This is a genomic window from Polyangiaceae bacterium (genome assembly GCA_016715885.1).
Taxonomy (GTDB): Bacteria; Myxococcota_A; Polyangia; order Polyangiales; family Polyangiaceae; genus Polyangium.
In genome coordinates, this window is sequence record JADJXL010000015.1 from 76,987 (window position 1) to 101,299 (window position 24,313).

21 protein-coding genes and 1 tRNA gene are annotated in these 24,313 nt (G+C 59.5%); 13 read left to right on the forward strand and 9 right to left on the reverse strand.

The genetic code is table 11. The annotated features are described in order from the left end of the window. Positions 1 to 112 precede the first annotated feature (112 nt). Positions 113 to 237: transfer RNA gene (locus tag IPM54_13795), tRNA-OTHER, on the reverse strand. Between the two features lie 238 nt (positions 238 to 475). Here IPM54_13795 and IPM54_13800 point away from each other — a divergent pair. Next, on the forward strand, positions 476 to 1,039 hold the full coding sequence (locus IPM54_13800) for a HEAT repeat domain-containing protein (protein MBK9260877.1): 564 nt from the start codon (positions 476 to 478) through the stop codon (positions 1,037 to 1,039). A 6-nt stretch (positions 1,040 to 1,045) separates the two neighbouring features. On the opposite strand, the gene IPM54_13805 is transcribed toward IPM54_13800, so the two are convergent. Together IPM54_13805 and IPM54_13810 are read right to left on the reverse strand one after the other, a co-directional pair. After that, complete coding sequence (locus IPM54_13805; GenBank protein MBK9260878.1) at positions 1,046 to 1,843, reverse strand: sulfite exporter TauE/SafE family protein; 798 nt, start codon at positions 1,841 to 1,843, stop codon at positions 1,046 to 1,048. Between the two features lie 69 nt (positions 1,844 to 1,912). Then, positions 1,913 to 3,535: a sigma 54-interacting transcriptional regulator gene (locus tag IPM54_13810; GenBank protein MBK9260879.1), complete on the reverse strand. Its 1,623-nt coding sequence runs from the start codon at positions 3,533 to 3,535 to the stop codon at positions 1,913 to 1,915. Positions 3,536 to 3,676: 141 nt separating this feature from the next. Here IPM54_13810 and IPM54_13815 point away from each other — a divergent pair, with 141 nt between their 5' ends. Next, entirely contained in the window at positions 3,677 to 4,903 is a 1,227-nt protein-coding gene (locus IPM54_13815) for an RtcB family protein (GenBank protein ID MBK9260880.1), read from the forward strand. A 4-nt stretch (positions 4,904 to 4,907) separates the two neighbouring features. Further along, positions 4,908 to 5,933 carry an RNA 3'-terminal phosphate cyclase gene (locus IPM54_13820; protein MBK9260881.1) on the forward strand — a complete coding sequence of 342 codons (1,026 nt, stop codon included), beginning with the start codon at positions 4,908 to 4,910 and terminating at the stop codon, positions 5,931 to 5,933. A gap of 2 nt (positions 5,934 to 5,935) precedes the next feature. Here the strand turns inward: IPM54_13820 and IPM54_13825 are convergent, their stop codons facing one another. The 5 genes from IPM54_13825 to IPM54_13845 form a co-directional block, all read right to left on the reverse strand. Continuing rightward, positions 5,936 to 6,610, reverse strand: a complete 675-nt coding sequence (locus IPM54_13825) for an OmpA family protein (protein ID MBK9260882.1) — start codon at positions 6,608 to 6,610, stop codon at positions 5,936 to 5,938. Positions 6,611 to 6,977: 367 nt separating this feature from the next. Continuing rightward, a complete protein-coding gene (locus IPM54_13830) occupies positions 6,978 to 8,663 on the reverse strand; it encodes an amidase (GenBank protein MBK9260883.1) in 1,686 nt (561 codons plus the stop codon). Positions 8,664 to 8,671: 8 nt separating this feature from the next. Then, positions 8,672 to 8,881, reverse strand: a complete 210-nt coding sequence (locus IPM54_13835) for a hypothetical protein (protein MBK9260884.1) — start codon at positions 8,879 to 8,881, stop codon at positions 8,672 to 8,674. Next, positions 8,878 to 9,540, reverse strand: coding sequence for a nucleotidyltransferase family protein (locus IPM54_13840; GenBank protein MBK9260885.1), 663 nt, complete (start codon positions 9,538 to 9,540; stop codon positions 8,878 to 8,880). Before IPM54_13840 ends, IPM54_13835 begins: the two co-directional genes overlap by 4 nt. Before the next feature lie 111 nt (positions 9,541 to 9,651). Next, positions 9,652 to 10,101 carry a DUF1810 domain-containing protein gene (locus IPM54_13845; protein MBK9260886.1) on the reverse strand — a complete coding sequence of 150 codons (450 nt, stop codon included), beginning with the start codon at positions 10,099 to 10,101 and terminating at the stop codon, positions 9,652 to 9,654. 176 nt (positions 10,102 to 10,277) lie between these two features. Between IPM54_13845 and IPM54_13850 the strand changes: the two genes are divergently transcribed. The 3 genes from IPM54_13850 to IPM54_13860 all read left to right on the forward strand — a co-directional run bounded on the left by IPM54_13850 (position 10,278) and on the right by IPM54_13860 (position 17,639). Next, the gene (locus tag IPM54_13850) at positions 10,278 to 13,538 is read left to right on the forward strand and encodes a PD-(D/E)XK nuclease family protein (protein MBK9260887.1); all 3,261 of its coding nucleotides are present in this window, start codon (positions 10,278 to 10,280) and stop codon (positions 13,536 to 13,538) included. Continuing rightward, a complete protein-coding gene (locus IPM54_13855; protein MBK9260888.1) occupies positions 13,535 to 17,011 on the forward strand; it encodes a UvrD-helicase domain-containing protein in 3,477 nt (1,158 codons plus the stop codon). The genes IPM54_13850 and IPM54_13855 overlap by 4 nt, the downstream gene beginning before the upstream one ends. A gap of 79 nt (positions 17,012 to 17,090) precedes the next feature. Further along, positions 17,091 to 17,639 (forward strand): bifunctional (p)ppGpp synthetase/guanosine-3',5'-bis(diphosphate) 3'-pyrophosphohydrolase, encoded by a 549-nt coding sequence (locus IPM54_13860; GenBank protein ID MBK9260889.1) that lies wholly within the window; start codon positions 17,091 to 17,093, stop codon positions 17,637 to 17,639. 11 nt (positions 17,640 to 17,650) lie between these two features. Here IPM54_13860 and IPM54_13865 read toward each other — a convergent pair whose 3' ends face one another. Beyond that, entirely contained in the window at positions 17,651 to 19,048 is a 1,398-nt protein-coding gene (locus IPM54_13865) for a DUF882 domain-containing protein (GenBank protein MBK9260890.1), read from the reverse strand. A 393-nt stretch (positions 19,049 to 19,441) separates the two neighbouring features. On the opposite strand from IPM54_13865, the gene IPM54_13870 reads away from it, so the two are divergent. The 7 genes from IPM54_13870 to IPM54_13900 all read left to right on the forward strand — a co-directional run bounded on the left by IPM54_13870 (position 19,442) and on the right by IPM54_13900 (position 24,310). Then, entirely contained in the window at positions 19,442 to 20,047 is a 606-nt protein-coding gene (locus IPM54_13870; protein ID MBK9260891.1) for a hypothetical protein, read from the forward strand. After that, the gene (locus tag IPM54_13875; GenBank protein MBK9260892.1) at positions 20,044 to 20,460 is read left to right on the forward strand and encodes a hypothetical protein; all 417 of its coding nucleotides are present in this window, start codon (positions 20,044 to 20,046) and stop codon (positions 20,458 to 20,460) included. The genes IPM54_13870 and IPM54_13875 overlap by 4 nt, the downstream gene beginning before the upstream one ends. A gap of 5 nt (positions 20,461 to 20,465) precedes the next feature. Then, positions 20,466 to 20,915, forward strand: coding sequence for a D-tyrosyl-tRNA(Tyr) deacylase (locus IPM54_13880; GenBank protein MBK9260893.1), 450 nt, complete (start codon positions 20,466 to 20,468; stop codon positions 20,913 to 20,915). 84 nt (positions 20,916 to 20,999) lie between these two features. After that, the gene (locus IPM54_13885) at positions 21,000 to 21,974 is read left to right on the forward strand and encodes an oxidoreductase (protein ID MBK9260894.1); all 975 of its coding nucleotides are present in this window, start codon (positions 21,000 to 21,002) and stop codon (positions 21,972 to 21,974) included. A gap of 58 nt (positions 21,975 to 22,032) precedes the next feature. Continuing rightward, positions 22,033 to 23,196, forward strand: a complete 1,164-nt coding sequence (locus IPM54_13890) for an amidohydrolase family protein (protein ID MBK9260895.1) — start codon at positions 22,033 to 22,035, stop codon at positions 23,194 to 23,196. Further along, positions 23,193 to 23,861: a hypothetical protein gene (locus IPM54_13895; GenBank protein MBK9260896.1), complete on the forward strand. Its 669-nt coding sequence runs from the start codon at positions 23,193 to 23,195 to the stop codon at positions 23,859 to 23,861. The genes IPM54_13890 and IPM54_13895 overlap by 4 nt, the downstream gene beginning before the upstream one ends. Further along, entirely contained in the window at positions 23,858 to 24,310 is a 453-nt protein-coding gene (locus tag IPM54_13900; protein MBK9260897.1) for a hypothetical protein, read from the forward strand. The genes IPM54_13895 and IPM54_13900 overlap by 4 nt, the downstream gene beginning before the upstream one ends. Positions 24,311 to 24,313 lie beyond the last annotated feature (3 nt).

The following is a 24,313-nucleotide window of genomic DNA, read 5'->3' on the forward strand; positions in this document are numbered from 1 at the left end:
TTGATCACAAACGACTACAACTCGACGCATTCTGTTCGTCATTGCCCCTCTCCTTTCTTCACCCCCTCTCCTTTCACGGAGAGGGGGTTGGGGGTGAGGCTGTTTCATTCAGTGCCAGGAACGGGATTCGAACCCGCGACCTCGCCGTCCGAAGCGGAGTAACCCTGACCATCACTGCCGTTGCCGGAGAATACCGGCCAGGGTGAATACGCGCTCTATCCACTGAGCTATCCTGGCGTGACGCATTCGAGCTTTTGCATCCTCCGTGCCAAGCAATCTCCGCGGCAGCTCCTTGCATCGCTGACCGAGATTCACGGCGAAATATTCGCTGATTCGCAATGCATGCTCCGCTCGTTCATAGACATTTGGATAAAATCCTAGCCATGCAGCTAAACGTTGTGAGCGTTCCTTCCATTTCAATTGACGCATCCCATCGCCTCGGTACGCTCCGGGCAGCGATCCAAGGAGCGTGCACGTGAACGACCAGTCATCGACGCGGCTCTTGTGCAAGGACAATGTCGATACCGATGCTGTGCGAAGGCTGGCGTCGCAGCAGTGGTTCTTGTGGAACCGCATCGAACGCGATGACAACCAGCCGCTCGTGTATGAATGGTCTACGGCGACCAAGGATTGCCGCATCCGATTCACGGACGACCATCGCCTTGGCTTACGCTGGTTCGACCTTCAGGGACCTCGATGGACGGACGTCGCGGCGTTCATTCGCAGCAGCGTGCCCATTTTGGACCGTGACGAAATCATCGCGCTCGCAAGTGGTGCCAAAACCGAAAATGAAGGCATTTGGGCGGCATTCAAGCTCGCCGTATTCGCGAGCGTATGTGCATTCGACGCGGACCTATTTGGCGCATTCGGCGACCTTTCCAATCACCGCTCCGCCAAAGTACGCGACGCGGCCATTTATGCCATGACACAAACTCGTTGGTCGCAATTCGCCGGAATTCTCGAACCGATCGCCGAAGACGATCCGGACGAGGGCGTACGTGCACGAGCCGCGCAAGCATTAAAAACGCTCACGAATTGACGTCATTCAAGCATTTTTCCATGCTTGCCGAATGAACCACACGGTCATGGCGCATCCAAGCGCAACGATGAACCGGCGCAATTTCACCGGGTCGACGCGCGTCGCAAGACGCGCAGATACGTAACCACCCGTAATCGCTCCGACCATGGTAAATAGGCCAGGAACGATCCACAAAAGCCCCGCTCGCAGGAAAAACAACGACGCAACGATATTGACGGTTACGGCGAGCCCATTTTTGAGCGCATTGTGCTCGTGCAGCGTTCCTTCGACGAAAAGCCCAAAAAGCGCGAGCATGACGATCCCCATGCCCGCCCCGAAATAACCCCCATACACGCTGAGCAAAAATTGAAGCACGACGCCTGCCGACGTGGGCAAACGCGCCTTCGAACCGAGCACCTTCGCGCGAATTTGGCCCTGAAATGCAAGCAGCAGCGTCGCCAGCAGAATCAAGACAGGAACGACGAAATCGAAAAGCCGCTCGGGCGTATGTGTCAATAGCCACGCGCCAAAAAGACTCCCCAATACCGTGGGCGGAATCAAATACGGAAGATTACGTTTTGCCGCCGCGAGCTGGTCACGATATCCGAATGCACTGGCCAGAGATCCAGGCCACAGCGCCACCGCCGTCGTCGCATTCGCCGAAACGGGCGGAACGCCAAAAGCCACAAAGAGCGGAAATGTGATGAGCGACCCGCCGCCTGCGACGGCGTTGATGGACGAGGCCAAAAAGCCCGACGCAAAAAGCAGCACGAGCACGAGCGGATGCTGGCCGGACAGGGACAATTCGGGCGAGAGCCAGGACATCGAGGCGTCTGCTATAGCCCACTCGAAGCACGAGCGCACGACGAACTTCCGCGCGGTCGCCCTTGCCGCTCAAGAACGAGCACCACTCACGTCTTTCCACTCGATATCGAATCGAGACAAATATTTTCGCAATCGATCGGCATCGTTGACCGTCGTGCGGCCTTTGCGAGATTCGGCAAAAAGAACGCGCCCCGCTTCGCTCAAACTCCGAGCGTCCCGACAAACTCGCAAGACGTCCTCGAGCTGCACGCGGTCGAATCGATCGAGCTTCGCGGCCGCTTCTCCGAGCACATCCGCCACGTAATCGACACCGTCCGACTTCTTGCCCTGCAATAAGGCCCTGCCGCTCGACCAGGAAGTTTCGAGCCGTTCTATTTCTTCGGCGACGATTTCTTTCGTAATGCGTCCCCCGTGTGCGAGCGTGGCCATGCGCGTGACGCATGCATTCAAGTCCCGAAAATTGCCCGCCCAAAGCCCACGACCTGAGATCGCAAATTCCAAAAATGCTTCTCGCGCCGCCTTGTTCATCGTGATGTTCACGCCCAGGACTTTGGCTGCAAGCTCGAGCTCGTAATCGAGGTTCGGCTCGATGTCTTCGGGCCGCTCGCGTAATGCCGGAAGACGAAACGTCCAGAGGTTGATTCGGGCATATAGATCTTCACGAAATTCTCCTTTTGCCGCCAGGACTCCGAGATCACGGTTGGTCCCAGCAATCAGCAAAAAATCGCTTTTCACTTCTTGATCCGCGCCGACCGGGTAAAACGCCTTTTGCTCGATCGCCCGCAAAAGCATGGCTTGTTCGTCGAGCCCGAGCTCCCCGATTTCGTCCAAAAAGAGCAGGCCCCCGTCTGCTTTTCGCAAAAGGCCCGGCCTGTCCGTCACGGCCCCCGTGAATGCACCTCGCTTGTGACCAAATAGCGTAGCCATTGCAGCATCGCCCCGAAGCGTGGCGCAATTGACCGGAACGAACTCGCCCTGAATCTGTCGGCGAGATTTTTTTAGCTCGTGTATACGCGCCGCGAGCTGACTCTTGCCCGCACCCGTGGGCCCCATGAGCAGGATCGGCGCTCGCGATGCTTTCGCGACTTCCTCGATTCGCTCGATCAATCGATTGAATGCGGCATTCTTCGTTTCGATGCCCGCCTTGAGAAAACTTTGACCGTCCTTGCGTTCCCGGGCAAACCTCGATAAAATGCGGTCGTAGCGGGACAGGTCCAAGTCCACGATGGAATACGACCCTGGGCCGTCCGGTCGTTCGCGACGCGGCGGCGCCGATTGCACGACGCGCGCTGGCAAATACCTCGCTTCGGTCAATAAAAACAAGCATATCTGCGCGACGTGCGTGCCCGTCGTGAGATGCACGAGGTAATCTTCTTGATCGGGCTTGAAAGGATAGGACCGAGCCAAATCGTGCAGCGTTGCATACACCTCCTCGAAGTCCCACGGGTCCTTCCATGCGACGTCGATCCGTTCGATCGTCGTTTCTGGCGATACGTGGCGCACGTCTGCCGTAACATGATCGGCTAAATCGCGCGACTGCTTGTCGTGGAGCAATACGAGGCGGCTGACGAGCAGGTCTTCGTGCTGGCACAAAGCAATGGTGGGGCGCCACCGGTCCCATCGGCCGGGACCTCGGCCAGCGTCGAGCGTGGTGCCAAGAATGCTGAAGACGACGAGCGGACGGGAAGCCATAGGACCGCCAGAATAGCATGAACTTGGAAGGATGTATCGTCTTTTATCCGCTCATCTATGCGAAGCTACCCAACAAGCCCCTTCTGCACTGGGCACGCATCGTGCATTCTACGGACTCGACCACTCGCTGAGGAAACTGCCATGACCGAGTCGACCCATGTGACGTTTCAAACCGACGGCGTGCCTGTCAAGGCGTGGACCAAAGGCGTGCCTTTCGAGGCCGAGGCGGAAGCGCAATTGCGTCGCGTTGCTGCATTGCCATTCGTCTACAAGTGGGTCGCCGTGATGCCCGACGTGCACGCGGGAAAAGGCGCGACCGTGGGAAGCGTGATTGCGACGGATGGAGCGATCATTCCGGCCGCGGTGGGCGTGGATATCGGGTGCGGAATGATTGCCGTGGAAACGACGCTGACGGCTTCGCAATTGCCCGACGACTTGAAAACGATTCGCTCGGCCATCGAAAAGGCGGTTCCGCACGGGCGCACGAACAATGGTGGACCAGGCGATCGCGGTGCATGGGCAAACTTGCCTCCGCGCGTCGTGACTGCGTGGAATGACCTCGAGCCGGGTTTCAAACGAATCGTCGAACGCGACCCGAAGCTGGGTCGAGGTGTGACGCCGGAGCACCTGGGAACGCTGGGAACGGGAAACCATTTCATCGAGATGTGCCTGGACGAGCGCGATCACGTTTGGTTCATGTTGCATTCGGGTTCGCGCGGCGTGGGTAATCGCATTGGAAGCTTGTTCATCGAACGAGCAAAACGTGAAATGGAGCGATGGCTGATTCGGCTTCCGGATATGGACTTGGCCTACTTGCCGGAAGGATCCGAGCACTTTGGTGCGTATTACGACGCTTTGAAATGGGCGCAGGACTTCGCTCGGACAAACCGCGCCTTGATGATGGAAGCGACGCTCGAAGCCGTGCGTCGATCGGGGATTTTGCCGCCTTTCGAGCTTGGAAGCGAAGCGGTGAATTGCCACCATAATTACGTGGCGAAGGAGCACCATTACGGGAAAAACGTGTGGGTGACTCGAAAAGGCGCCGTGCGTGCCGGCGAAGGAGAATTGGGGATCATTCCCGGCAGCATGGGCGCGAAAAGTTTCATCGTACGCGGCAAGGGTAATGCGCAATCGTTTTGCTCGTGTAGTCACGGTGCAGGGCGAAAAATGTCGCGTACGGCGGCGAAGAAAGCTTTTTCGCTCGAGGATCACGCGCGCATGACGGCCGGTATCGAATGCCGCAAAGACGCCGACGTCATCGATGAAACACCGGGCGCGTACAAGTCGATCGACGACGTGATGAATGCGCAGGCGGATCTGGTGGATATCGTGCACACGCTACGGCAAGTGGTATGCGTGAAAGGGTAATGTCATGTTGACGCTGGATGGATCGACCGGCGAAGGCGGCGGACAGATTTTGCGCACGTCGCTGGGTTTGTCGATGGTGACGGGACAACCTTTTCGCGTGCATTCGATTCGCGCGCGAAGATCTCGCCCGGGCCTCATGCGACAACACCTCTGCGCCGTGCGCGCCGCGGCGGAAGTATCGGGCGCGACGCTTTCGGGCGACGAAATCGGTTCGAAGGAGCTCGTTTTCAAGCCGGGCGCGGCGCGCGCAGGGTCGTACCATTTTGCCATCGGCAGCGCCGGAAGCGCGACGCTCGTATTGCAAACTGTGCTGCCCGCATTGCTCCTGGCCCAAGGCACTTCGTCGCTCGTGATCGAAGGAGGCACGCACAATTCGATGGCGCCGTCGTGGGACGCCATCGAGCGTGCATTTTTACCGCTCGTAAGGCGCTTGGGCGGCAAAGCCTCCGGAACCATTACGTCTTATGGGTTTTTCCCGGCCGGAGGCGGACGTTTGGAAGTGACGATTGCGGGCGGAGCAAAGCTCGAAGAATTGGTTTTACGGGAACGTGGTCAAGTGCTCAAAACGCAACTTCGAGCGCTGGTCGCGCAAATTCCGGGAATCGTCGGCGTGCGCGAAGTGGATCATTTTTGTGATGAATTGCCGTGGTGGGATCGAAAAACGGCGCGGCCCGAGGTCATCAAAAATAGCCACGGTCCCGGCAATGCCCTGGTCGCCGACGTGATATGCGAGCACGTGACGGAGGTGTTCACGGCGTACGGCGAACGCGGCCTGCGCGCAGAAATCGTCGCCGAAAATGCTGCAAAAATGGTCGATCGTTACGTCAAGGCCGAGGTTCCCATCGGCGAGCACGTCGCAGACCAATTGCTCTTGCCAATGGCGCTTGGAAAAGGCGGCGCGTTTCGTACGCTCGCGTTATCCGAGCACACGCGCACGCAAGCCGAAGTCATTCGCACATTCTTGGGAACGACCATTCGATTCACGGAATTGGGAACGGACGACGTGCTGGCGGAGGTTTTACCGAAATGAGGTCACAGCCCTCGCCAACCAAATTGCACGGAGCCCGATGGGAGGCGCGGGGGTTCGAGCGCTAGAATGTAATCGACGCGGCGATTGCGCGCTTCGGCCACTTCATCCGCCGTCTTCACGATGGGAGAATGCTCGCCGAACCCCTCGAAGGATACGGGCATCTTGAGCCCCTTGCTGCGGAACCACGCCGCAATGGCTCGTGCACGCTTACGCGACAGCGTCAAATTATGCTCGGGGCTGCCCACGGTGTCGGTATGGCCGGCAATGTAAAGGGCAATGCCGGGCAAGTCCTTGTGGCGATTCGCGATTTCTTTGATCTTGTCGAGGCTCGCCTGAAGCTTCGGCACCTCCGAATCACGAATGGCATCGGAATCGGTCTCGAAATTGACCTCTTCGTGATCGATCGACACGTTCCACGGCGTAATCTGCATTCCAACGTAGCGCCCGTGCGTATCGTGCCCCCAAACCTCGATACGCAAAATCGGTTCGATTTGCGACGGCGTCCAGGATGCAACGAGCGCCGTACCTGCGGATGCACCGCCAAATCCTTTTGCCGATTCGGCAATGGTTCGTCCTGACTCACCAATGACCTTCAACGTCACCTTGCACGCCGGCTGATTCAGTTTGACCTCCAATCGATGATCGTCGAGGTTCACTTGGGCGCGGTCGATGGTCATTGCGAGCTTGACCGTGGGCGGTTTGGCTCCTGGCGGCGGATCACATGAAATGGCTGGAGGCGGCGGAGGTGCTTCTTGCGGCTCGGATGCAGTCGCTTCCGGCTTGGGTGGCGCATCGGTCTTCACTTCGGCCGTCTTCTCCGGCGCAGCCGTCGTGTCGTTCGTCGATGTCGCCGTCGTGTCGCCCGATGAAGATTGATCCGTTTTTTGATCCGGATCCGTAACAGGCGGCGTTGTTCCACCACACCCAAGGCCGAGAACGAAGAAGGAACAGAGCACGAAGGACGCTGCTTTCGCCATGACTCGAAGCTTTACTGCAACTGCGTGCGCGATTCCAGGGTAAAACTGTATGCGCCGAGTGACAGGGTCAGTCTCGAAGCAGGCGCGTGTGGATGACGGGAGATCGACGCGCCACGCGGCGCTCGAGAACCTCGCCGGCGCGCAAGAGCACGTGTTCTTCCCACGGTCGCCCCATGAGCTGGATGCCAATGGGCCGCGCATGGGCGTCATATCCGCCTGGCACGGAGAGCGCTGGATTGCCCGACAAATTTGCGGGAAAGCTGTATCGCATGAGGTTGCTCGTCACTTCGAGATTGCTTTCCCCGCGCGGAAACACGTCGGCTGCAATTGGAGGAGCCGTCTGCGCCGTCGTTGGCGTCACGATGACGTCCACTTTTTCGAAAACGGTTGCCAAATGGCGCTGGAATCGCGTGCGCATACGCTGCGCTTGCACGTAATCGCGTCCCGTGAGCGATCGGGCAATGGCCAAGTTGATTCGCACGCCGAGACCATAATCGCGACGATGTTCGGCGTCGAATCGTTCCATGCAGGTTGCCATTTCGCACAAAATGGTAATGGCTTGCGCGATGCGCACACGGTCGAGCTCGGGAACGGATACTTCAATGATTTCAGCACCTTGCTGGCGAAATACATCCAGCGCGTCCCATACGGCACGGGTCACTTCGGGCGAGGCATGTTCGACCCATGGCCGGTAAAACCCGAAACGAAGGTGTCGTAAATCCTCATCGCCGAAACCCGTCAAATGCACGGCTGGTTGATGAAGAGAATCGTGATCGAGCGGCTCGGGACCGGCCATGATGGCATACGCCAGGGCGACGTCTCGCACGGTGGCGCCCAAGGGTCCGACGTGTCCGACGCTTGCGCATAGAGGAAATGCGCCGAGCTCCGTAATGCGGCTCCACGTGGCTTTGAGCCCGACGACGCCGCAAAGTGCTGCGGGAATACGAATGGAGCCGCCGCCATCGGCACCCACGGAAATGGGGCCAAACCCGGCTGCAACGCTGGCCGCGGAACCGCTCGACGAGCCACCCGGATAATGGCCAGGAGCATAAGGATTCGTGGGCGTCCCGTGATGCGCATTGAATCCCGACGTGTCGATGCCAATTTCGTACATATTGACCTTGCCGAGAATCACTGCGCCAGCTTTGCGTAATCGCGCTACGCTGGCGGCATCGTCGGTCGCAAGGTTTTTCAAAAATCGCGTACCGACGGTCGTATGATATCCGTCGACGTCGAGCTCGTCCTTGATGGTAATGGGCACGCCATCGAGCGGCCCGAGCGGTGCATGTTGTCGATATCGTTCGCGGCTGGCACGAGCTTCCGCCAATACGCGTTCATTGTTGCGCTCGATGAAAATGTGCATGGCGCCTTCGCCCTTGTCGAGACGTTCGGCAGCGGCAATGAATCGCTCGGCGACGACGACCGGATCGGCGCGTCCGGATCGATAGGCTTCATGAAAATCGGCAGCGGATTCAAAGGCAAAGCCATTCGCCGGCCGAGCGCCCTTCACGATGGCTTCGAGGTCGAGCGGCGTCGAGCTCGAACCATCGATGGATCCAAGGCGCGGAAGGTCTGGGCCGACGGTGGGAGGTTCAGGGATGTGGGCTCGGCGAAAATCCAAAATGCCGAGGTCTTGCATGAGCTTGTGCGAAGCAAGCAAGCCGGTGACTGGATGTTCGAGCGCCGCGGTCGCTGCTTCGAGCGCGCGGCCGGCCAAACGAGGTGCTTTTGCTGTGCCGAGGTCGTAGGTCATGATGCACGTTATCCGAAGTCGACCACTGGAACGCAACGCTCTTCATCCCAGCGCCAATCGAACCGTAAAATTTCACGCCACGAAAATTTCCCATCAGATTCGTCGACACGCTCGAGAATGACTGCGGGAAAGTTTTGCTGGGCAAATGCTTTGGCCTCGTCGAGCGTACCAAACGGCACTGAGCGGCGTGCATCCACGAAGTAGCGCGGAGGAATCATGGGAAGAGAGTATGTAGCTGGGAAACGACTTGTGGCAAGAGGTCCTGGGAAGGCGGGGCGCCCGTTCGAAGCTCCCACAGCCTAGCAAGCTCTCCAGATTCGATTGCTGCCATGATTTCGAGATAGCCTCGACGCATGGGAATTTCGAGATCGCGAACCTCGACGCGTCGTGCGAACGCTTCAGGTCGGATGACGTGGCCTACGTCGCGCAGCAGGGCGATGACATCGAGAATGTCTTTATCCCGATGGGCGAGAATCTTCATTGCGAGTAAATCTTCTACGGGTGGCACAGGAATGAGTGGCCCCCCGGGCTCCGCGCGAAGTTGCGCCTCCTTGATTTCTAGGGGATAACTTTCGAACGACATCATGTCGACGACGGAGCCCAAGGCAATGTCGACGAGGACCCGTTCCTTTTCCGATGTTCGCTCGGCGCGCCACCATAAGCCGCCCGAATAAACCGTATAGCCTCGGGTCGTGAGCATTTCACGCAACGCAGCAAGTGCGTCTGCATGCGCGAAGAGGTCGAGATCGTGGGTATAACGCTGATCTGGCTCACGGAGGTACGCGCGGACTGCGAACGCGCCAAGCACGACGAGTGGGATGCCGCGCCGCTCAGCCTCGGCAAGAATTGCTCCGAGTTCATGCTGGAGAGGATGCACGGAACGAGAATAGCACCTATTCAGGTAATCGGACACCTGAACGGTGATCGCGAAATCGCACAGTCGATCCGTCCGTCCAGGCTCATGCCTTCTGCGCTCCAAATGCAAGGTTCAAAGCCGTTCGAGCGTTTTGGGATCCTCTTCGCCGCCATAAAAAACAGACAAGGCTCGAGTAAAGAGTGGATGCGCGGGAGCCGCACGGTGAAAAAGGGTCATTGACGAGCGAAACTTCAGATCATCGGGTGAACCGAATATTTCATATGCGGAACGTTTCGGATGGCGCAACACCGCGCGCGTGCATTCTTCGAGCCTCTGCCCAAGCAGTGGATGCGCAAGATAGGCTCGCGCTTCGTCGAGCGACGCAAGCGCATATCGTTGCGCCATTGGACTGTGCCCCAGCCCCGCAATCTGCGGAAAAATGAACCACATCCAATGTGATTGCTTACGGCCAGCCTCGAGCTCGGCCAGTGCCGTGGAGTAGATCAGCTCCTGCGCGGCCACGAATCGCTGCATGAGATGATCATGCCGATCTTCGTGCGACGAGTAAAGCAACGACTTCATCTTTTGAAGATTTTCTGTTTTGCGATTGCACATGGTCGACATCCGCAATCTTTTGTAATGTTTTGCCGCAAATATCGGAATTGGAACGCACTTCGAGGATCGCTACGGACAAACACCTCGCTCGCCCGCTCGCAAGAAAGCTCGACAAAGACCCGCACTAAAGGCATGACGGGCTGGTGCTCCGCCTGGTCGTCTCCCCACGAAGCGAAGAGCGCCTATCGGCCGCGGAAGCGTTTCTGTGCGAAGCGCCAAGCGACACCGAAGTGCTCCTCGTGGGGGCGTCACGCGGTGCTGCGCTGGATCTCGCCGCGCGCGTGGGCGCAAAACGAGGCGCGACCTTCGGCCTGCATCGGCTGACCCTCGGACGACTCGCCGCGCGCCTTGCCGCAATCGATCTCGCGAAACGCGGCATCGCACCGGCATCGCCACTCGCGATCGAAGCTGTCGTGACGCGCGCCGTCGCGGACGCGCTCGCGCAAAACCTGCTCGATTACTTCGCCCCCGTAGCAAAAACACCGAGTTTTTCCCGTACACTCTGCACGACGATCGCCGAGCTTCGTGCCGAGCGCATCGGGCCGGACGACATCCGAGGCGTCGATCGAAGAAGCAGCGACATCCGCACGCTGTTGCGCCTCTACGAAGAACATCGCGCCCGCGCCAAGATCGCCGATCACGCCGACGTGCTCTTCACAGCAGCCGCCGCCACGCGCGAAGCCGCCGATGTGCGCCGATCCATGCTCGTGCTGGTCGACGTGCCCATCACCTCGCGCGCAGACGAATCGCTCGTGACCGAGCTCGTTCGTCACGCCAAACAGTCCTTCGCATGCGTACCCATGGGCGACGGCCGAGCCGAACGAGTGCTGTCGACGCTTGCCACGAGCCGCGTAGAACCGCTGCCCGACGAACCTGGGTCGGCCCTGTCGCGCCTGTGCCAATACATATTTGCGGCCGAGGAGATAAAACCCACCGAGACGAGCGACGATGTGGCGTTTTTCTCGGCACCTGGTGAACGTCGCGAATGCGTGGAGATCGCGCGTCGCATCTTGGCCGAAGCGAGGCGCGGCGTGCGATTCGACGACGTCGCGGTTTTTCTTCGCGCACCCGAAGCATACGCGGGCCTGCTCGAAAGCGCCTTTGCTCGCGCAAAAATTCCCGCCCACTTCGCGTTCGGGTCGTCCCAGCCCGAACCATCGGGACGCGCCCTGCTCGCACTTTTGGCCTGCCGCGCAGAAGACTTTTCCTCGAAACGCTTCGCCGAATTCCTTTCGCTCGCACCAACGAATCGTGACGTCGTTTTGACCACCAACGAATCGTCGCTTCCCTCGAGTCGCTCCGAGCTCCTCGGCGCGCTGCTCGAAGGACAACCCGTCATGCTTCCGTACGAAACAACGCCGACATTACCCAAAGCATCGTCCACGCCGCTTTTGCCGACGCTTCTTTGGGAACGATTGCTCGCAGAGGCATCCATCGTCGGGCGCAAGGATCGCTGGCCAAGACGCCTCGATGCGCTGGGCCAATCGTTCGATCGTGAACTACATCTGCTGCGACAAACCGATTCGAGCTCACCACGCATCGACACCGTAGAGCGCGAAAGCCAAGCGCTACGTGACCTTTCGGACTTTGCCCTGCCGCTCATCGAAGCGCTGGCCGCGCTGCCGCAACGAGCAAGCTGGAAGGTTTGGCTCGAAGAACTCGGCCGCATCGCCACGATGGCGCTCGAAGACCCATCGCACGTGATCACGACGTTTACCGAGCTCGATCCGATGGCCGATGTCGAAGACGTTGCCTTCGACGAGGTGCGACGTGTTCTCGAAGGGCGCCTCGGCACGAAAACCGTGCAGCCGTCGGGACGCAGGTACGGTGAAGTGTTCGTCGGCACGCCGGACTTGGCGCGAGGGCGATCGTTTGCGGTGGTGTTCGTTCCGGGACTTGCTGAACGATTGTTCCCCGAAGCGCCGCGTGAAGATCCCATTTTGCTCGACGCCGATCGAAGGGCGATCAGCAAAACGTTATGGACTCAAACGGATCGCGGGCAATACGAGCGACTGCTCTTGCGATTGTCCGTTGGAGCTGCTCGTCAGCGAGTGCACTTGTCGTATCCGCGCGTCGAGGTCACGGCTGGTCGTCCGCGGATGCCTTCGTTTTACGGGCTCGACGTGCGGCGCGCGACGACGGGAATTTTGCCTGATCACGACACGCTCGAGCGCGACGCGGCAACTGCATCGGGTACGCGTTTGGCATGGCCTGCACCAGCCCTTCCCGAAGACGCGATTGACGACGCCGAACACGACTTGGCGATGCTGGGGCTGCTCTTGCATTCATCGAATGACGCTCCGACTGCAGGTCGAGCGCAGTACCTGCTGGACTTGAATCCGCATCTTGCGCGATCGCTCCGATCGCGATCGGCACGTTGGGATCGGCCGTATTCGCACCACGACGGCGTCATTCGCAAGACCGCGGCAACGGCGCCCGTGCTGAACGCCAATCGACTGCGCACGCGTTCGTTTGCCGTGACGGCGATCGAGAAATTCGCCGCGTGTCCGTACCGATTTCTGCTCGCCGCAATTCACAGAATCCCGGCGCGTGAAAGACGAACGACGCCGGACAGGCTCGATCCGATCACGCGAGGCGTGCTTTTTCATCGCGTACAGGCTGCAGCGCTGGCGGCGCTCGAAAAACAAGACGGTTTGCCGCTATGTTTGGATCGCCAAACCCAAGCACTACGCGCGCTCGATCAGTGTCTGGACAAAGCCGCGCGTGACCATGAAGAGCGCGTGCTGCCCACGGTATCGAGCGTTTTTTGGGACGAGATCGAACGCATGCGCATCGAGCTGCATGGGTGGATGATGCAGGTGATCGAAGATCACGATCACTTGGAGCTCATACGTTACGATCTTTCGTTCGGGCTCCCGCTGCACGAGCACGAAGATCCGAGAAGCATGGCGGAAGCTGCAAAATTGAATGAAGGCTTCTTGCTGCACGGCGCGATCGATGTGGTGGAGCGGCATGTCGCAACGAGCCAATGCCGCGTGACGGACATCAAGACGGGGACGAGTTTCGCGAAGCCGACGATGGTGATCGGTGGGGGAGAAGTTTTGCAGCCGGTGCTTTACGCGCTTTCGTACGAGGCCGTATGGAATGAACGCGTGGTCGACGCGCGTTTGTCCTTCTGTACCCATCGAGGAGGTCATACCGAGCACGTGATCGCGCTGGACGGTGCTGCGCGCGAGCGAGCGAAACGCGTACTCGAGCTCGTCGACGATGCGATCGACAAAGGGTTTTTCCCGGCAGCACCACGGGAAAACGCCTGCGACAATTGTGGCTATCGCATCGTTTGCGGCCCCCACGAAGAGCGACGAGCGGCGCGAAAAGACGAAAGCACGGTCGACGATGGCGTCATGTTTTCACGCCTCCGAGCGATCCGGAGCGAGCCGTGAAGAGCCAAGCGCTGGGCCTCGAGCAAGAAGCGTTCGCGGATGCGGAAGCGCGCGAGCTCATTCGCACGGCGCTCGACGAGACAATGGTGGTCGAGGCGGCTGCGGGCACGGGGAAAACGACCGAGCTCGTGCATCGAATGGTTGCGGTATTGGCGGAGGGGCGAGCCGAGGTCGAAGAAATCGTCGCCGTGACATTCACGGAAAAAGCGGCGGGTGAATTGGCGCTGCGATTGCGTAGCGGAATCGAACGGGCACGGCGCGCTGCTACAGGCGACACTCAACGAAGCAACCTCGAACGAGCGCTTGCGCATTTGGAAGAAGCCCGCATCAGCACGATTCACGGATTTTGCGCCGACTTATTGCGTGAAAGGCCCGTGGAAGCCGGCGTGGATCCTGCATTTCGCGTCATGACGGAGGCCGAATCGGACAGGCGTTATGCGGAAGGCTTTGGCCGCTATTTGGATGACATATTGGCGCATCCAACGGAGGGCGTGAGGCGCCTCTTGCGCCGGCGCGATCATGGTCCCGGTGCAATCGAGCGGCTTCGGCGCGCTGGTTACGATCTCATGACGTGGCGGCATTTTACCGCTCGATGGCGTAGGCCCGCATTCGACAGGCGTTCGGCCATTGAAAGCATCGTACGGCAACTCGACGAATTCGCCAAGCTCAGCGATCATGCGATTGCCCTGCAAGACCCACTTTACCGTGATACGGCACCTGCTCGGACATTCATGGGTCGAATGCGAGCCATTGGTGGAGCCGAGGCGTGCGACTTGGACGAGGTCGAAGCGGATTTGTGCGCGCTCGCAAAGCAGCGCGATTTCATGCGACCGCGTCGTGGTTCGGGAGCTCGGTATTCCAAGACGATGACGCGCAAGGAAATGCTTTCTGCGCATGGGTTGATCGCAAAATCGCTCGAGGCATTCCAGATGGCAGCCGATGCAGATTTGGCCGCGCTGCTTCAGGACGAGCTCGGGGCGCTGCTCGATGCTTATCAAAAGCGGAAAGCCGAAACGGGGGGACTCGATTTCGATGATTTGCTCACGCGTGCGCGAGACCTCGTGCGCGACGTGGATGAAGTTCGGCGCGCGTTTCAAGCTCGATATCGTTATATTTTCGTGGACGAATTCCAAGATACCGATCCACTGCAGGCCGAAATTTTGATGTTGCTATCCGCCAGCGATGGATCGGTCAAATCTTATCGCGATGTAAATCCCGTCCCGGGAAAACTTTTTCTCGTGGGGGATCCCAAGCAAGCGATTTATCGCTTCAGGCGCGCGGATTTATCCATTTACGAGGAAATCAAGCAATTGCTCGTCGCCCAAGGCGCGCGTTTCGTGGAATTGACGACCAGTTTTCGAGCGATTCCGACCATTCAAAAACTCGTCAATCACGCGTTTTCCCGCGTCATGACGGGGGATCCGCACGTGCTCGAAGCCCGGTATTCGCCCCTTGCGCCAGCGCGAGACGACATTGCCGGACAACCTGCCATCGTCGCGCTGCCGGTGCCGGAACCTCATGGGAAACAGCGCCTCACGGTCGCGGCGGTCGAAGAGAGCACGCCCGCGGCAGTTGGCGCGTTTCTCGATTGGTTACTTCATGAAAGTGGCTGGAGGGTGACCGAACGGGATCGACGTGGCGAATTGGTTCCCGTCGCGCCCCGGCACGTATGTCTGCTTTTTCGGCGATTCGAAAGCCACGGAGAAGACGTCACGCGCACGTACGTCGAAGCTTTGGATGCGCGCGGAATCCCGCATGTGCTCGTGGGCGGTAAATCATTTTTTGCTCGAGAAGAGGTCGAAACGATGCTCGCGGCATTACGAGCCATCGAACGTCCGGACGACGAGCTTGCGGTATTTGCCACGCTGCGCGGGTCCCTTTTTGCGATCGGCGACGAAGCGCTCCTCGAATATCGCCATTTGCATGGGAAATTGAATCCCAAACAAATTCCGGAAGGAATTCATTCGCCGAATCTCGCGCCCATCAAAGCCGCCTTGACGCTGCTCGGAAAGCTATCGGACGAACGCAATACGAGGCCCATTGAAAGCACCGTGACGGCACTTTGCGATGCAACGCGAGCGCACGTGGGGTTTGCCCTGAGGCCGTCGGGCGAACGCGCATTGGCGAACGTGCTTCATATCGCGGAACTTGGTCGAGCCTACGAGGCATCGGGGGGCACTTCATTTCGAGCTTTCGTCGAACACTTGGAGGAGGACGCAGCGCGCGGAAGGTCGCCTGAAGCGCCGATCCTCGAAGAAGGCGGCGATGGCGTGCGAATCATGACGGCTCATCGCGCCAAGGGATTGGAATTTCCGGTCGTCGTTTTGGCAGACATCACGGCGCGACTCGGTGCGCAAGCGACAAACCGATTTGTCGATTCGGCGCGTGGTCTCTGTGCATTGCGCCTCGGGGGCCTGGCGCCGTGGGATTTGGTCGAGCACGAAGAATTGGAAGCGAAGCGAGACGAAGCGGAAGGCGTGCGACTCGTTTATGTTGCGGCGACGCGTGCGCGTGATTTGCTCATCGTTCCGGCCGTCGGCGATGATCCGCAATTTCCGCCGGCATCATGGGTGGGGCCCATTCATCGAAGCATTGCACCAGCGCCGGCAGCGAATCCCGTGGCCAAAGAAGTACCTGGTTGTCCGCCATTTGGCGAAGATACGGTGCTCGCGCGTCCGGTCGGAATGGGACCGACGCAGCGGACGGTTCGTCCCGGCAGTTACCGTTTGCCCGAAACTTCGGCGCCGAATGAATCGCACGAGGTAGTTTGGTGGGACGTACGGCTTTTGGATATCGAACGAGAGCCGGCATTCGGAGTTCGTCGCGAAGATTTGTTGCGCAAAGATGCGCCCGTGGGTGCGGTCGAAGAGGACCTCGAGCGATATCGGCAATGGGCGCGAGAAAAACCAACCGATCGTGAACGTGCGGCAAAACCACGGCACATCATGCAAACCGTGACCGAACGGGCCGAAGCGATGCTGGATGAAGCGCCGGACGTGACGATTCTCGAAGTGCCTCGCGAGCCGGATAGGCCCACGGGTTCTCGTTTTGGTGAAATCGTGCATGCGACGTTGTCGCAAGTATCGCTATCGAGTGATCGCGCGACGATCGAAGCGGCCGCGGCGCTCACGGCACGGCTATTCGGCGGTGCGGATGAAGAGGGAAAAGCAGCGGCGCGTGCGGTCGAAGCAGCGCTCGGGCATCCCATTCTCGTTCGCGCAAAGGAAGCGGAGGCGCGTGGAGAATGCCGACGTGAAACGCCGCTCAGTTTGATGACGGATGACGGGACGCTCATCGAAGGAATCGTGGATCTTGCGTTTCGCGAAAAGAATGGCTGGACGGTGGTGGATTTCAAAACGGATCGCGTGATCGTGCGAGCAAGGCCCGTCTATGCGCGTCAGGTGTTCCTGTACGCGCAGGCGATCACGCGAGCGACGGGCGAGCCGTGTGAAGCGGTGCTTTTACGGGTGTAAACGAAACGCGGCCGCTATTGTCCGATCGTCCGTACTTTGGATGCGTCGCGCGGGTGACTTTTCGACTATCATGCCCACCATGACCCCCCTCCTCAAACGCGCGCTCGATCAAGCCGCCGTGTGGCATCGTGACCAAAAGCGAAAATACCCCGGCGTCGACGTGCCGTACGTCAGTCACCTAGCAGGCGTGGCCGTTCTTCTGGCGAAACACGGCTTCGATGACGAAGTGATTGCAGCAGGGGCGCTCCACGATTCGATCGAAGATTGCGGCGTGACGTTCGACGACATTTCGCGTCTTTTTGGAGAACGCGTCGCTCAGCTCGTCATTGCCGTCAGCGAAGCGGATAAATCCCAATCATGGGAGCAGCGCAAGCAGCGGTATCTCGAGCAATTCTCGAAAAACCCCTGGGACGCGCAAGCCATTACCATTGCGGACAAAATCGACAATTTTCAATCCATCATCGTTTGTAAAACATCCCATGGCGATCCGTGGGCGATGTTCAAGCGCGGACGTGAATCGCAAATGCGGCGTTTCATGGAATTGCAGCAGCGAATGCGTGTGCTTCCGCCGCACGCGCTGATCACTGCATTCGACGAAGCGCTGGATGCACTGACGAAACTGGATTGAAGGCGAGCTCGTCAGTCAGCGTGCGGGGCGGGCGGATGGGCAGGGCGGTTTGCAGGAGGCGCGGCGGCCGTTTCTTTCGGCGCAGGTTTGTCCGGAGCGGGGTTTGTCGGAGCGGCTGGCACGGGGTCTTTCGGGTCCGCTTCCTTGGCGTCTTCGGGACGTGATTCACCCGCGGGAGCCGGTGCGGGCGTCGGTTCGGACGCCGTTGCGGCAGGCCTGGCCGCGTCGCGCATGACTTCGTCCTCGATGCCTTCGGGCGTCGCATCGTCGTGCACGTCGGCATCGGGCGCTTTGGGCTCGGGCGGCGGAGGCCACGCGGATACGTAGCGCGGCGCTTCACCGGGACCGGATGCATCGATCCAAGTTACGGTGCCGGTTCCTGGAGCGCGCACATCGACGTGAACGAACGAGCTGTTCGGGTAGTACCCGCAGCCGGTGTCGGTGATCGTTTTGCAGAACGCGACGACCTCTTCGTTGCTCACGCCCGCAACGCGCATGTCGATGGCTCGCGCGGTCTGATGCAAGCTTCCTCGGCTGCGCGGACGGTATCCGCTGACGAGCGAAACGTGCTTGCCGGGAAAGTGCCGCGCGATGGCGTCGATGCGCGTGAGCAAGCCGGGATCGAGAAGCCGTACGTTGGGCGCGATTTCTCCCGTGTCCGCGACGGTCGCACTGGGTTTGTCTTTACCAGCTTGCCGTTTGGTTGCCTTCTTCGTCTTCTTGGGCGGCTCGATGACCGGGCGCGGCGTCCCCCACGGCCTTGCCAAAATGCTCAACTTTTCGCGTGCCGAAGCGAGCGGTTTGCCTTTGCAATCGACCAGAGAAAACGTTTCGTTTTCCAAACCATTGCGGTCGATGGCGACGGCGGGCGCAAAACACGGTGGACGTTCGGCGTCTGCGTCGGACTTTTTGCCGGTCTTCCGTTTTGCTCCGGGTGCACGTGTCGACGCCTTCTTGGACGCTTTCACGGCTCGCGTCGGCGCAGCCTTCGCCGCGGCCGTCTTGGGCGCCTTCTTCGTCGCGGGTTTGCCCTTGGCCGGAGCGCTCGAGCTTCCCTTCTTCGCCGATGCCGTGGTCGTCGCGGCAGATGCCTTCGACGGAGCGTGTTTCGCCACGACCACGCCCGCGCCGCCAGCCTGCGTCGTGGACGCAGTGGCCGTTTGCGGGCTCTTGGTCGGCTTGCGAGGCTTCGCTGCGCTCTTCGCAGCCTTGGCCTTCTTCGCCGTCGTGCCGCGCTTCGTGGCCTTCGTGGTGGGCGCCTTGTCCACCTTTGCCGGTTGCGCCTTCACCGTGGCGTCGGGAGCGGCCGCGAGTGCGTCGCCGGACGCTAGCGGTGACGCAAGCGCAAAAAACGCCGCAAGCGCAAGTCCCACTGTCCGCGTGATTCGATTGTGTCGACCCCTGACCATGACGAGCCTCCAGGAGCAGAAAGCACCTCACGGCCAGCGCCGGGGTGATCCACCCACCGCTTCACGCCCCGACGGGGACGCAAGGCGAGCCTTCGTTTCGCGTTATTTCACGAGCAGCACAGGTGGGCCTAATTTTCTGCGGCGTTCGTGGATCGGTGTGGTACAGGAGGGGCTCTCGGCGCACGCGAGACGCTCTTGGTAGCGTGCACGTCCTGCACGATTCGCTCCTGCGTTCGAGACCACCACCCTACACGCAATGTCTCCTTACGAGGATGAACCCCGCGCGACGCGTAGCACGGAGCTTGCCTCGGCCTCTCCCCACACGACGGCGCGCGCTGAATCGAGCCGTCGTGCTTCACGAAAGCAACAAGGACGAACGTAGTGATGCGGCGGATGCGAAAAGACGAGACGAAAGTCTGGCACAACCCCGAACTTGCGCCTTTTGCGCGTGCTCCGAAAAACGGCAGCGCGAATCGAAACGAAGAGAAAAACGGAGAAGGGCGCGCCGACAAACACCATCGCGCAGCTCTCGAGGCACTCTTCGCGCCCAAGTCGAGCGCCGATGCAAACGGGAGTGCGAACGGCAAGAACAACAAGGAGACCACGCCGAAACCAAACCGTGTGGTTGCAGCGCCGGCTCCGCGCAACAGCGACCCGCGTGACCTCGAGCGACAAAAGCTCCTCGGCAAACTCCTTGGTGCCGAAGGGCGACCGCAGATCACGAAGGCGGCGAACGAATTTCTCGGAGCAGGGTTTACGTTCCCGGATGATCAAGACGTACACCTGAAGCTGCTCGAGCACAGCGACGAAGCGTTCGTACGCGACGCACTCGGCGCGCTGATGCTGGCGGGCGATTTGCCCAAGCGTCGTGCGGTGCTCGAATCTCGTTTGCGACGTATCGAAGAGTTTGCCGAAGAACAAGCAACCCGTGAAGCCGCTGCTCAACTGCGTCGCAAAGTGAGTGGCCGGTCCGATTCGACAAACCAACCGACCTCATGAACAAGTCTGAGTTCGAAGCAGAACTGCGCAAGCTCCTCCAGTCCGCCGAAACCCGAACCGAGAACGAACGATGCGTGCAGTGCGTCGCATGCGAACGCTGCATCGATTGCACGTTCTGCAAGAACTCGAAGGGTTTGTCCCGGTGTCACTACTGCGTCGATTCGCAACGATGCGCCGACAGCACGCATTGCCGATCGAGCAAAGACCTGGTGCGATGCAACCACTGCGTGGCGAGCGAAAGGTGCACGCAGTGTTCGTACGTAGTCCGATCGATCGATTGCACCGACTGCACGTATTGTTTTGGTTGCGTAGGATTGAACAAGAAGGATTTCCACATCCTGAACAAGCCCTACGACCGCAGCACGTACTTCAAGATCACCCGCCAGCTCGCGCGTGAGCTCGGGATCGCATAAGCGCGATGCGCGCGGTCGTGCAACGAGCGCTCTCGGCGCGTGTCGAGGTTGCGGGCGAGGTCGTCGGGCGTATCGATCGAGGGCTCGTCGTGTTCGTGGGAGCAGGCGAGCACGACGAGCGAGCGGACATCGACTACACGGTGAACAAGGTGGTGAACCTGCGGGTTTTTCCCGACGAACGCGGGCGTATGACGAAGGCGCTGGGTGAAGTGGGCGGAGCGCTGCTCGTGATCAGTCAGTTCACGGTGTTCGGAGACGTGCGTCGTGGTCTTCGTCCGAGCTTCGATGGAGCGATGGAGCCGGTGCGGGCGGAGGCGATGTACGACGAGTTTGTCGCGGCATGTCGAGCGGCGGGGGCGCACGTCGAGACGGGGCGATTTCGTGCGGACATGCGGGTATTCGTCGAGAACGACGGGCCGGTGACGATACTCGTGGATTCGAAGCGGGTGTTTTAGGGTCGAGCTATCGGCCGATGAGCCATGACTCACAAGCGACGCACCGCGCTTCCCATGCGCATCACTCGGCTGTAGTTGTTCTTCATGCACGTCATCGTCCTCGGAGCAGGGGCACTCGGCCGTATCTATGGCGCTCGCCTCGCAGCAGCCGGCGTCGCGGTATCCTTCCTCGTCCGCAAATCGCGCCTCGATGAAACCTATTCTTTCGTCGTCGAACAAGTGAACGGGGAAAAACGTCGCAATGTGGTGGAACGACCCAATCGCATCGCAACGATCCCGAACGATGCGACGCTCGTATTGCTCACCGTCAGGTTCGATCAAATCGACCGTATTCGTCACGATCCGAACGACGAACTGGCAAACCTTCTGCGCGCGGCACCCGCCGCGCCCGTCGTCGTGTTGTCACCAGCGCTCGCGCCTCAGCTCGAAGCATTGAAAAACGTGGTTGGGCGTCGCGTCGTAAGCGCAATGCCGGGCGTGTTTGGATACATCGACGATGTCGATGATCGTGGTGTCGTTCGTTATTGGGCCACGGGCATTGCGCCGACGTTGTTCGACGATGAAGCCTCGGGAGAAGTGCATTCGCTCAGTCGGGACGCGCTCGAAGTGCTCGCCCGGCGGCTCACGAACGATGGATTACCCACGCGCTTCGAACGCGATGTCGCGTCTCTCAATGCCGCCAGCACGACGGCCTTTTTTCCACTCATTGCGGCCATCGATGCAGGCCACGGCGTCGACGGCGTGCTTGGCGACAAGGAATTGCTCGATACGGCGATTTCGGCGGCAAAGGAATGCGAAACGCTCGGGAAAAAAATTGGCAAAGTGGCACCGTGGGCGCAGCTTTTGACTCGGTTCATTGGACCGTACACCATCAAGCCCGGCGTAGCGCTCGCCCGCCGCGTAGCTCCGGAAACCGTGCGATTCGTCGAGCGACACTTCGGGCGAAAACTGCACGCACAACACTTGGCAATGGGCGATACGATTCGCGAAATCGGGCGCGAGCATGGCATTGACATGCCGCACCTCGATCACTTGCTCGCCATTGTACGTAGCTCTTGATCCCATTACACAATTTGCATCATATGCGGCGCTCGAGCCGCAGTGACGTCGGTACGAGATGGATGGGACAATCGCGGCTGCTCGAGACCCGCTGGGTTTGCTTGACATCGAGCGGCGCCTGATGCCCATTGGTGAAATGACTTCTCAGCTTGCAGTCACTGCAACGCGAACGCGCCTGCGAGCCGCATCGTTGGCATCCGTATCGGCAGCGCTTGCTCTTTTGGCGCTCACTCCAATCGCGTGTGGCACGCCTCCGCGCGGCGTCGAATGGAATGGAAAGCGTCTTCCGGTGGTCGACATGCATCTGCACCCAGGCGACTGGGACTCCGTTCCAGAGGACACGAGAAAGTTTTTGGCTTCGCGTTTTCCATTTCCGCTCGGTGTGGATGCAGAATCGACTGCAGCAGCAAGCCTCACGCCGGAAAGCATCCTGTCCGAGCTCGATTCAGCGGGAATCTGGGCTGGCGGGCTGTTTGCCATTTATGCCCCGCGTACGGTGGGAATCGCCTCGAACGAGCTCGTAGCGGAAGATCTCGCGTATGCTCCAGAGCGTTTTTTTGGCTTTGCGTCGCTTCGTGTCGACCGGTGGAAGACCGATCGCGACGTCGAGCTGGAGCGGCTGAAAACGATGCTATCGCGCCCTGGTTTCATCGGCATCAAGCTTGCTCACGCGCACCAACATTTTCGCATGGACGAGCCTTCGTTTTATGGGATTTACGAAATATCGTCGACGATGAACAAACCGATTTATTTGCACACCGGTTCGAGTCCTTTTCCGGGAACGTCGCGAGAACCCGCGTACACCGATCCCGTCTATCTGGAGCCAGCCATTCAGGCATTTCCGAACGCACGTTTCATCCTCGGGCACCTGGCATACGATTTCGTCGACAAACGCAATTCGGGACTTTCTACGTGCATTCGGCTGGCGAAAACGTATGCCAACGTGTTTCTCGAACCTTCGGCGCTCGGATCGGCTTCGTCGGACCCCACCGGGGAAAACTTGAAAGAGGCCATGCGGCTCATGCGTGAAGAAGGCGTGGTGGATCGCATCATTTATGGCAGTGATGGCCCCCAGAGTCCGGGATTCGTGAAAAGTTACCTCGATAGAACCGTCGCCGCAATGCAAGCTGCCGGATACACCGAGCAAGAAGCTGCGGACGTTTTGGCTGGCAACTTTGCCCGAGTTTTTGGCGTGAGCATTCCAAAGGACGCGGCCGAATGAATCATCGACATGTTTGCATGCTCGGCGTAGCCTTCGCCTCGTCATTGTGCGCCGCGAATGTATTTGCCGCCGATGAACCCAAGCCATCCACGAACGACGCCGTCCTGCACGCCCTCGCTGGCGCTCCGCGTCGAAACGCATACGCATTCACGATTCAAGGGGGTTGGCCGTTCTCGAGCGTTCGCGCTCAAATAGGTTTGACGGATCGACTGGCTTTCGTGAGCGAAGTGGAATCCGTACTCTTTCTGCGCAATCGCCCCATGGCGGGGATTGGCCTGCGGTGGTATGAAAATTCGCGCATTCGAATCACGGGTGAAGCATTGGTCGGCTGGCTCTTTCAGCGCTCCGAAGAAATTCGCCGAGGACCCAATGGCGAATTGCGTATTCGCATCGCTGTGCCTCTTGGACGGTGGGTTCCCTACGCGGTGCTTGGGACACGGCACGCGCTTCTGCCCGATCTGACAACCATCCAACGTGCTTCGGGGACCGAAACGAATTGGTCATTCCGGCACGAATGGACGCCGTGGGCCACGCTGGGATTGGGATTTGGGATTACTCGCTCGTTCGGGCTCGATATCGGAATCAATGCGGGATGGGTAGGTGCACCCGATACGATTGCGCTCCCAGGCTTTCACGTGGGCTTGCATTTCGGAGGTGATCGATGAGTCGAGCAGCGCTTGCGTGCGTGGTTCTTTTGACCGGTCTCTCGACGGGGTGCATCAACTTCGAAACGAACTTGTACGAAGTTCTCTTGACCGGCCAAGTCGAAGTTGCGGATGGTGCATTGAATACGGGCGCCGTGCATCTCGAGTTTCATGTCGCGACGAGCGCAGGCAATGGCGCATTGTCTCATCCGCTCGGCGAATTCGACCGGCGAAGCATTTCTTCACCCGGCGCCGTGCGCGAAACCATTCTCTATCCGCTCGATGAAGGTTCGGGGCTCGTCGTGTACGGCTGGCTCGATGCCGATGGCGATGGATCGCTCTGCGCCGTGGGTGCGCCGCGTACCGAGCCTGCCGGATTGGTGCAAGTGAATGGATTTCCCGCGCACGAACTGTCGTTTACGCTGCTGCTCGACAGCCCATGCGCCGGACCGGAGTTGCTTTATCCGTAGCTT

Coding starts and splice junctions, on each gene's coding strand:
- IPM54_13805 (MBK9260878.1), bottom strand. CDS start 1,843: ATGTCCTGGCTCTCGCCCGAATTGTCCCTGTCCGGCCAGCATCCGCTC.
- IPM54_13810 (MBK9260879.1), bottom strand. CDS start 3,535: ATGGCTTCCCGTCCGCTCGTCGTCTTCAGCATTCTTGGCACCACGCTC.
- IPM54_13815 (MBK9260880.1), top strand. CDS start 3,677: ATGACCGAGTCGACCCATGTGACGTTTCAAACCGACGGCGTGCCTGTC.
- IPM54_13820 (MBK9260881.1), top strand. CDS start 4,908: ATGTTGACGCTGGATGGATCGACCGGCGAAGGCGGCGGACAGATTTTG.
- IPM54_13825 (MBK9260882.1), bottom strand. CDS start 6,610: ATGACCATCGACCGCGCCCAAGTGAACCTCGACGATCATCGATTGGAG.
- IPM54_13830 (MBK9260883.1), bottom strand. CDS start 8,663: ATGACCTACGACCTCGGCACAGCAAAAGCACCTCGTTTGGCCGGCCGC.
- IPM54_13835 (MBK9260884.1), bottom strand. CDS start 8,881: ATGATTCCTCCGCGCTACTTCGTGGATGCACGCCGCTCAGTGCCGTTT.
- IPM54_13845 (MBK9260886.1), bottom strand. CDS start 10,101: ATGAAGTCGTTGCTTTACTCGTCGCACGAAGATCGGCATGATCATCTC.
- IPM54_13860 (MBK9260889.1), top strand. CDS start 17,091: ATGACCCCCCTCCTCAAACGCGCGCTCGATCAAGCCGCCGTGTGGCAT.
- IPM54_13865 (MBK9260890.1), bottom strand. CDS start 19,048: ATGGTCAGGGGTCGACACAATCGAATCACGCGGACAGTGGGACTTGCG.
- IPM54_13870 (MBK9260891.1), top strand. CDS start 19,442: ATGCGAAAAGACGAGACGAAAGTCTGGCACAACCCCGAACTTGCGCCT.
- IPM54_13875 (MBK9260892.1), top strand. CDS start 20,044: ATGAACAAGTCTGAGTTCGAAGCAGAACTGCGCAAGCTCCTCCAGTCC.
- IPM54_13880 (MBK9260893.1), top strand. CDS start 20,466: ATGCGCGCGGTCGTGCAACGAGCGCTCTCGGCGCGTGTCGAGGTTGCG.
- IPM54_13885 (MBK9260894.1), top strand. CDS start 21,000: ATGCACGTCATCGTCCTCGGAGCAGGGGCACTCGGCCGTATCTATGGC.
- IPM54_13890 (MBK9260895.1), top strand. CDS start 22,033: ATGGATGGGACAATCGCGGCTGCTCGAGACCCGCTGGGTTTGCTTGAC.
- IPM54_13895 (MBK9260896.1), top strand. CDS start 23,193: ATGAATCATCGACATGTTTGCATGCTCGGCGTAGCCTTCGCCTCGTCA.
- IPM54_13900 (MBK9260897.1), top strand. CDS start 23,858: ATGAGTCGAGCAGCGCTTGCGTGCGTGGTTCTTTTGACCGGTCTCTCG.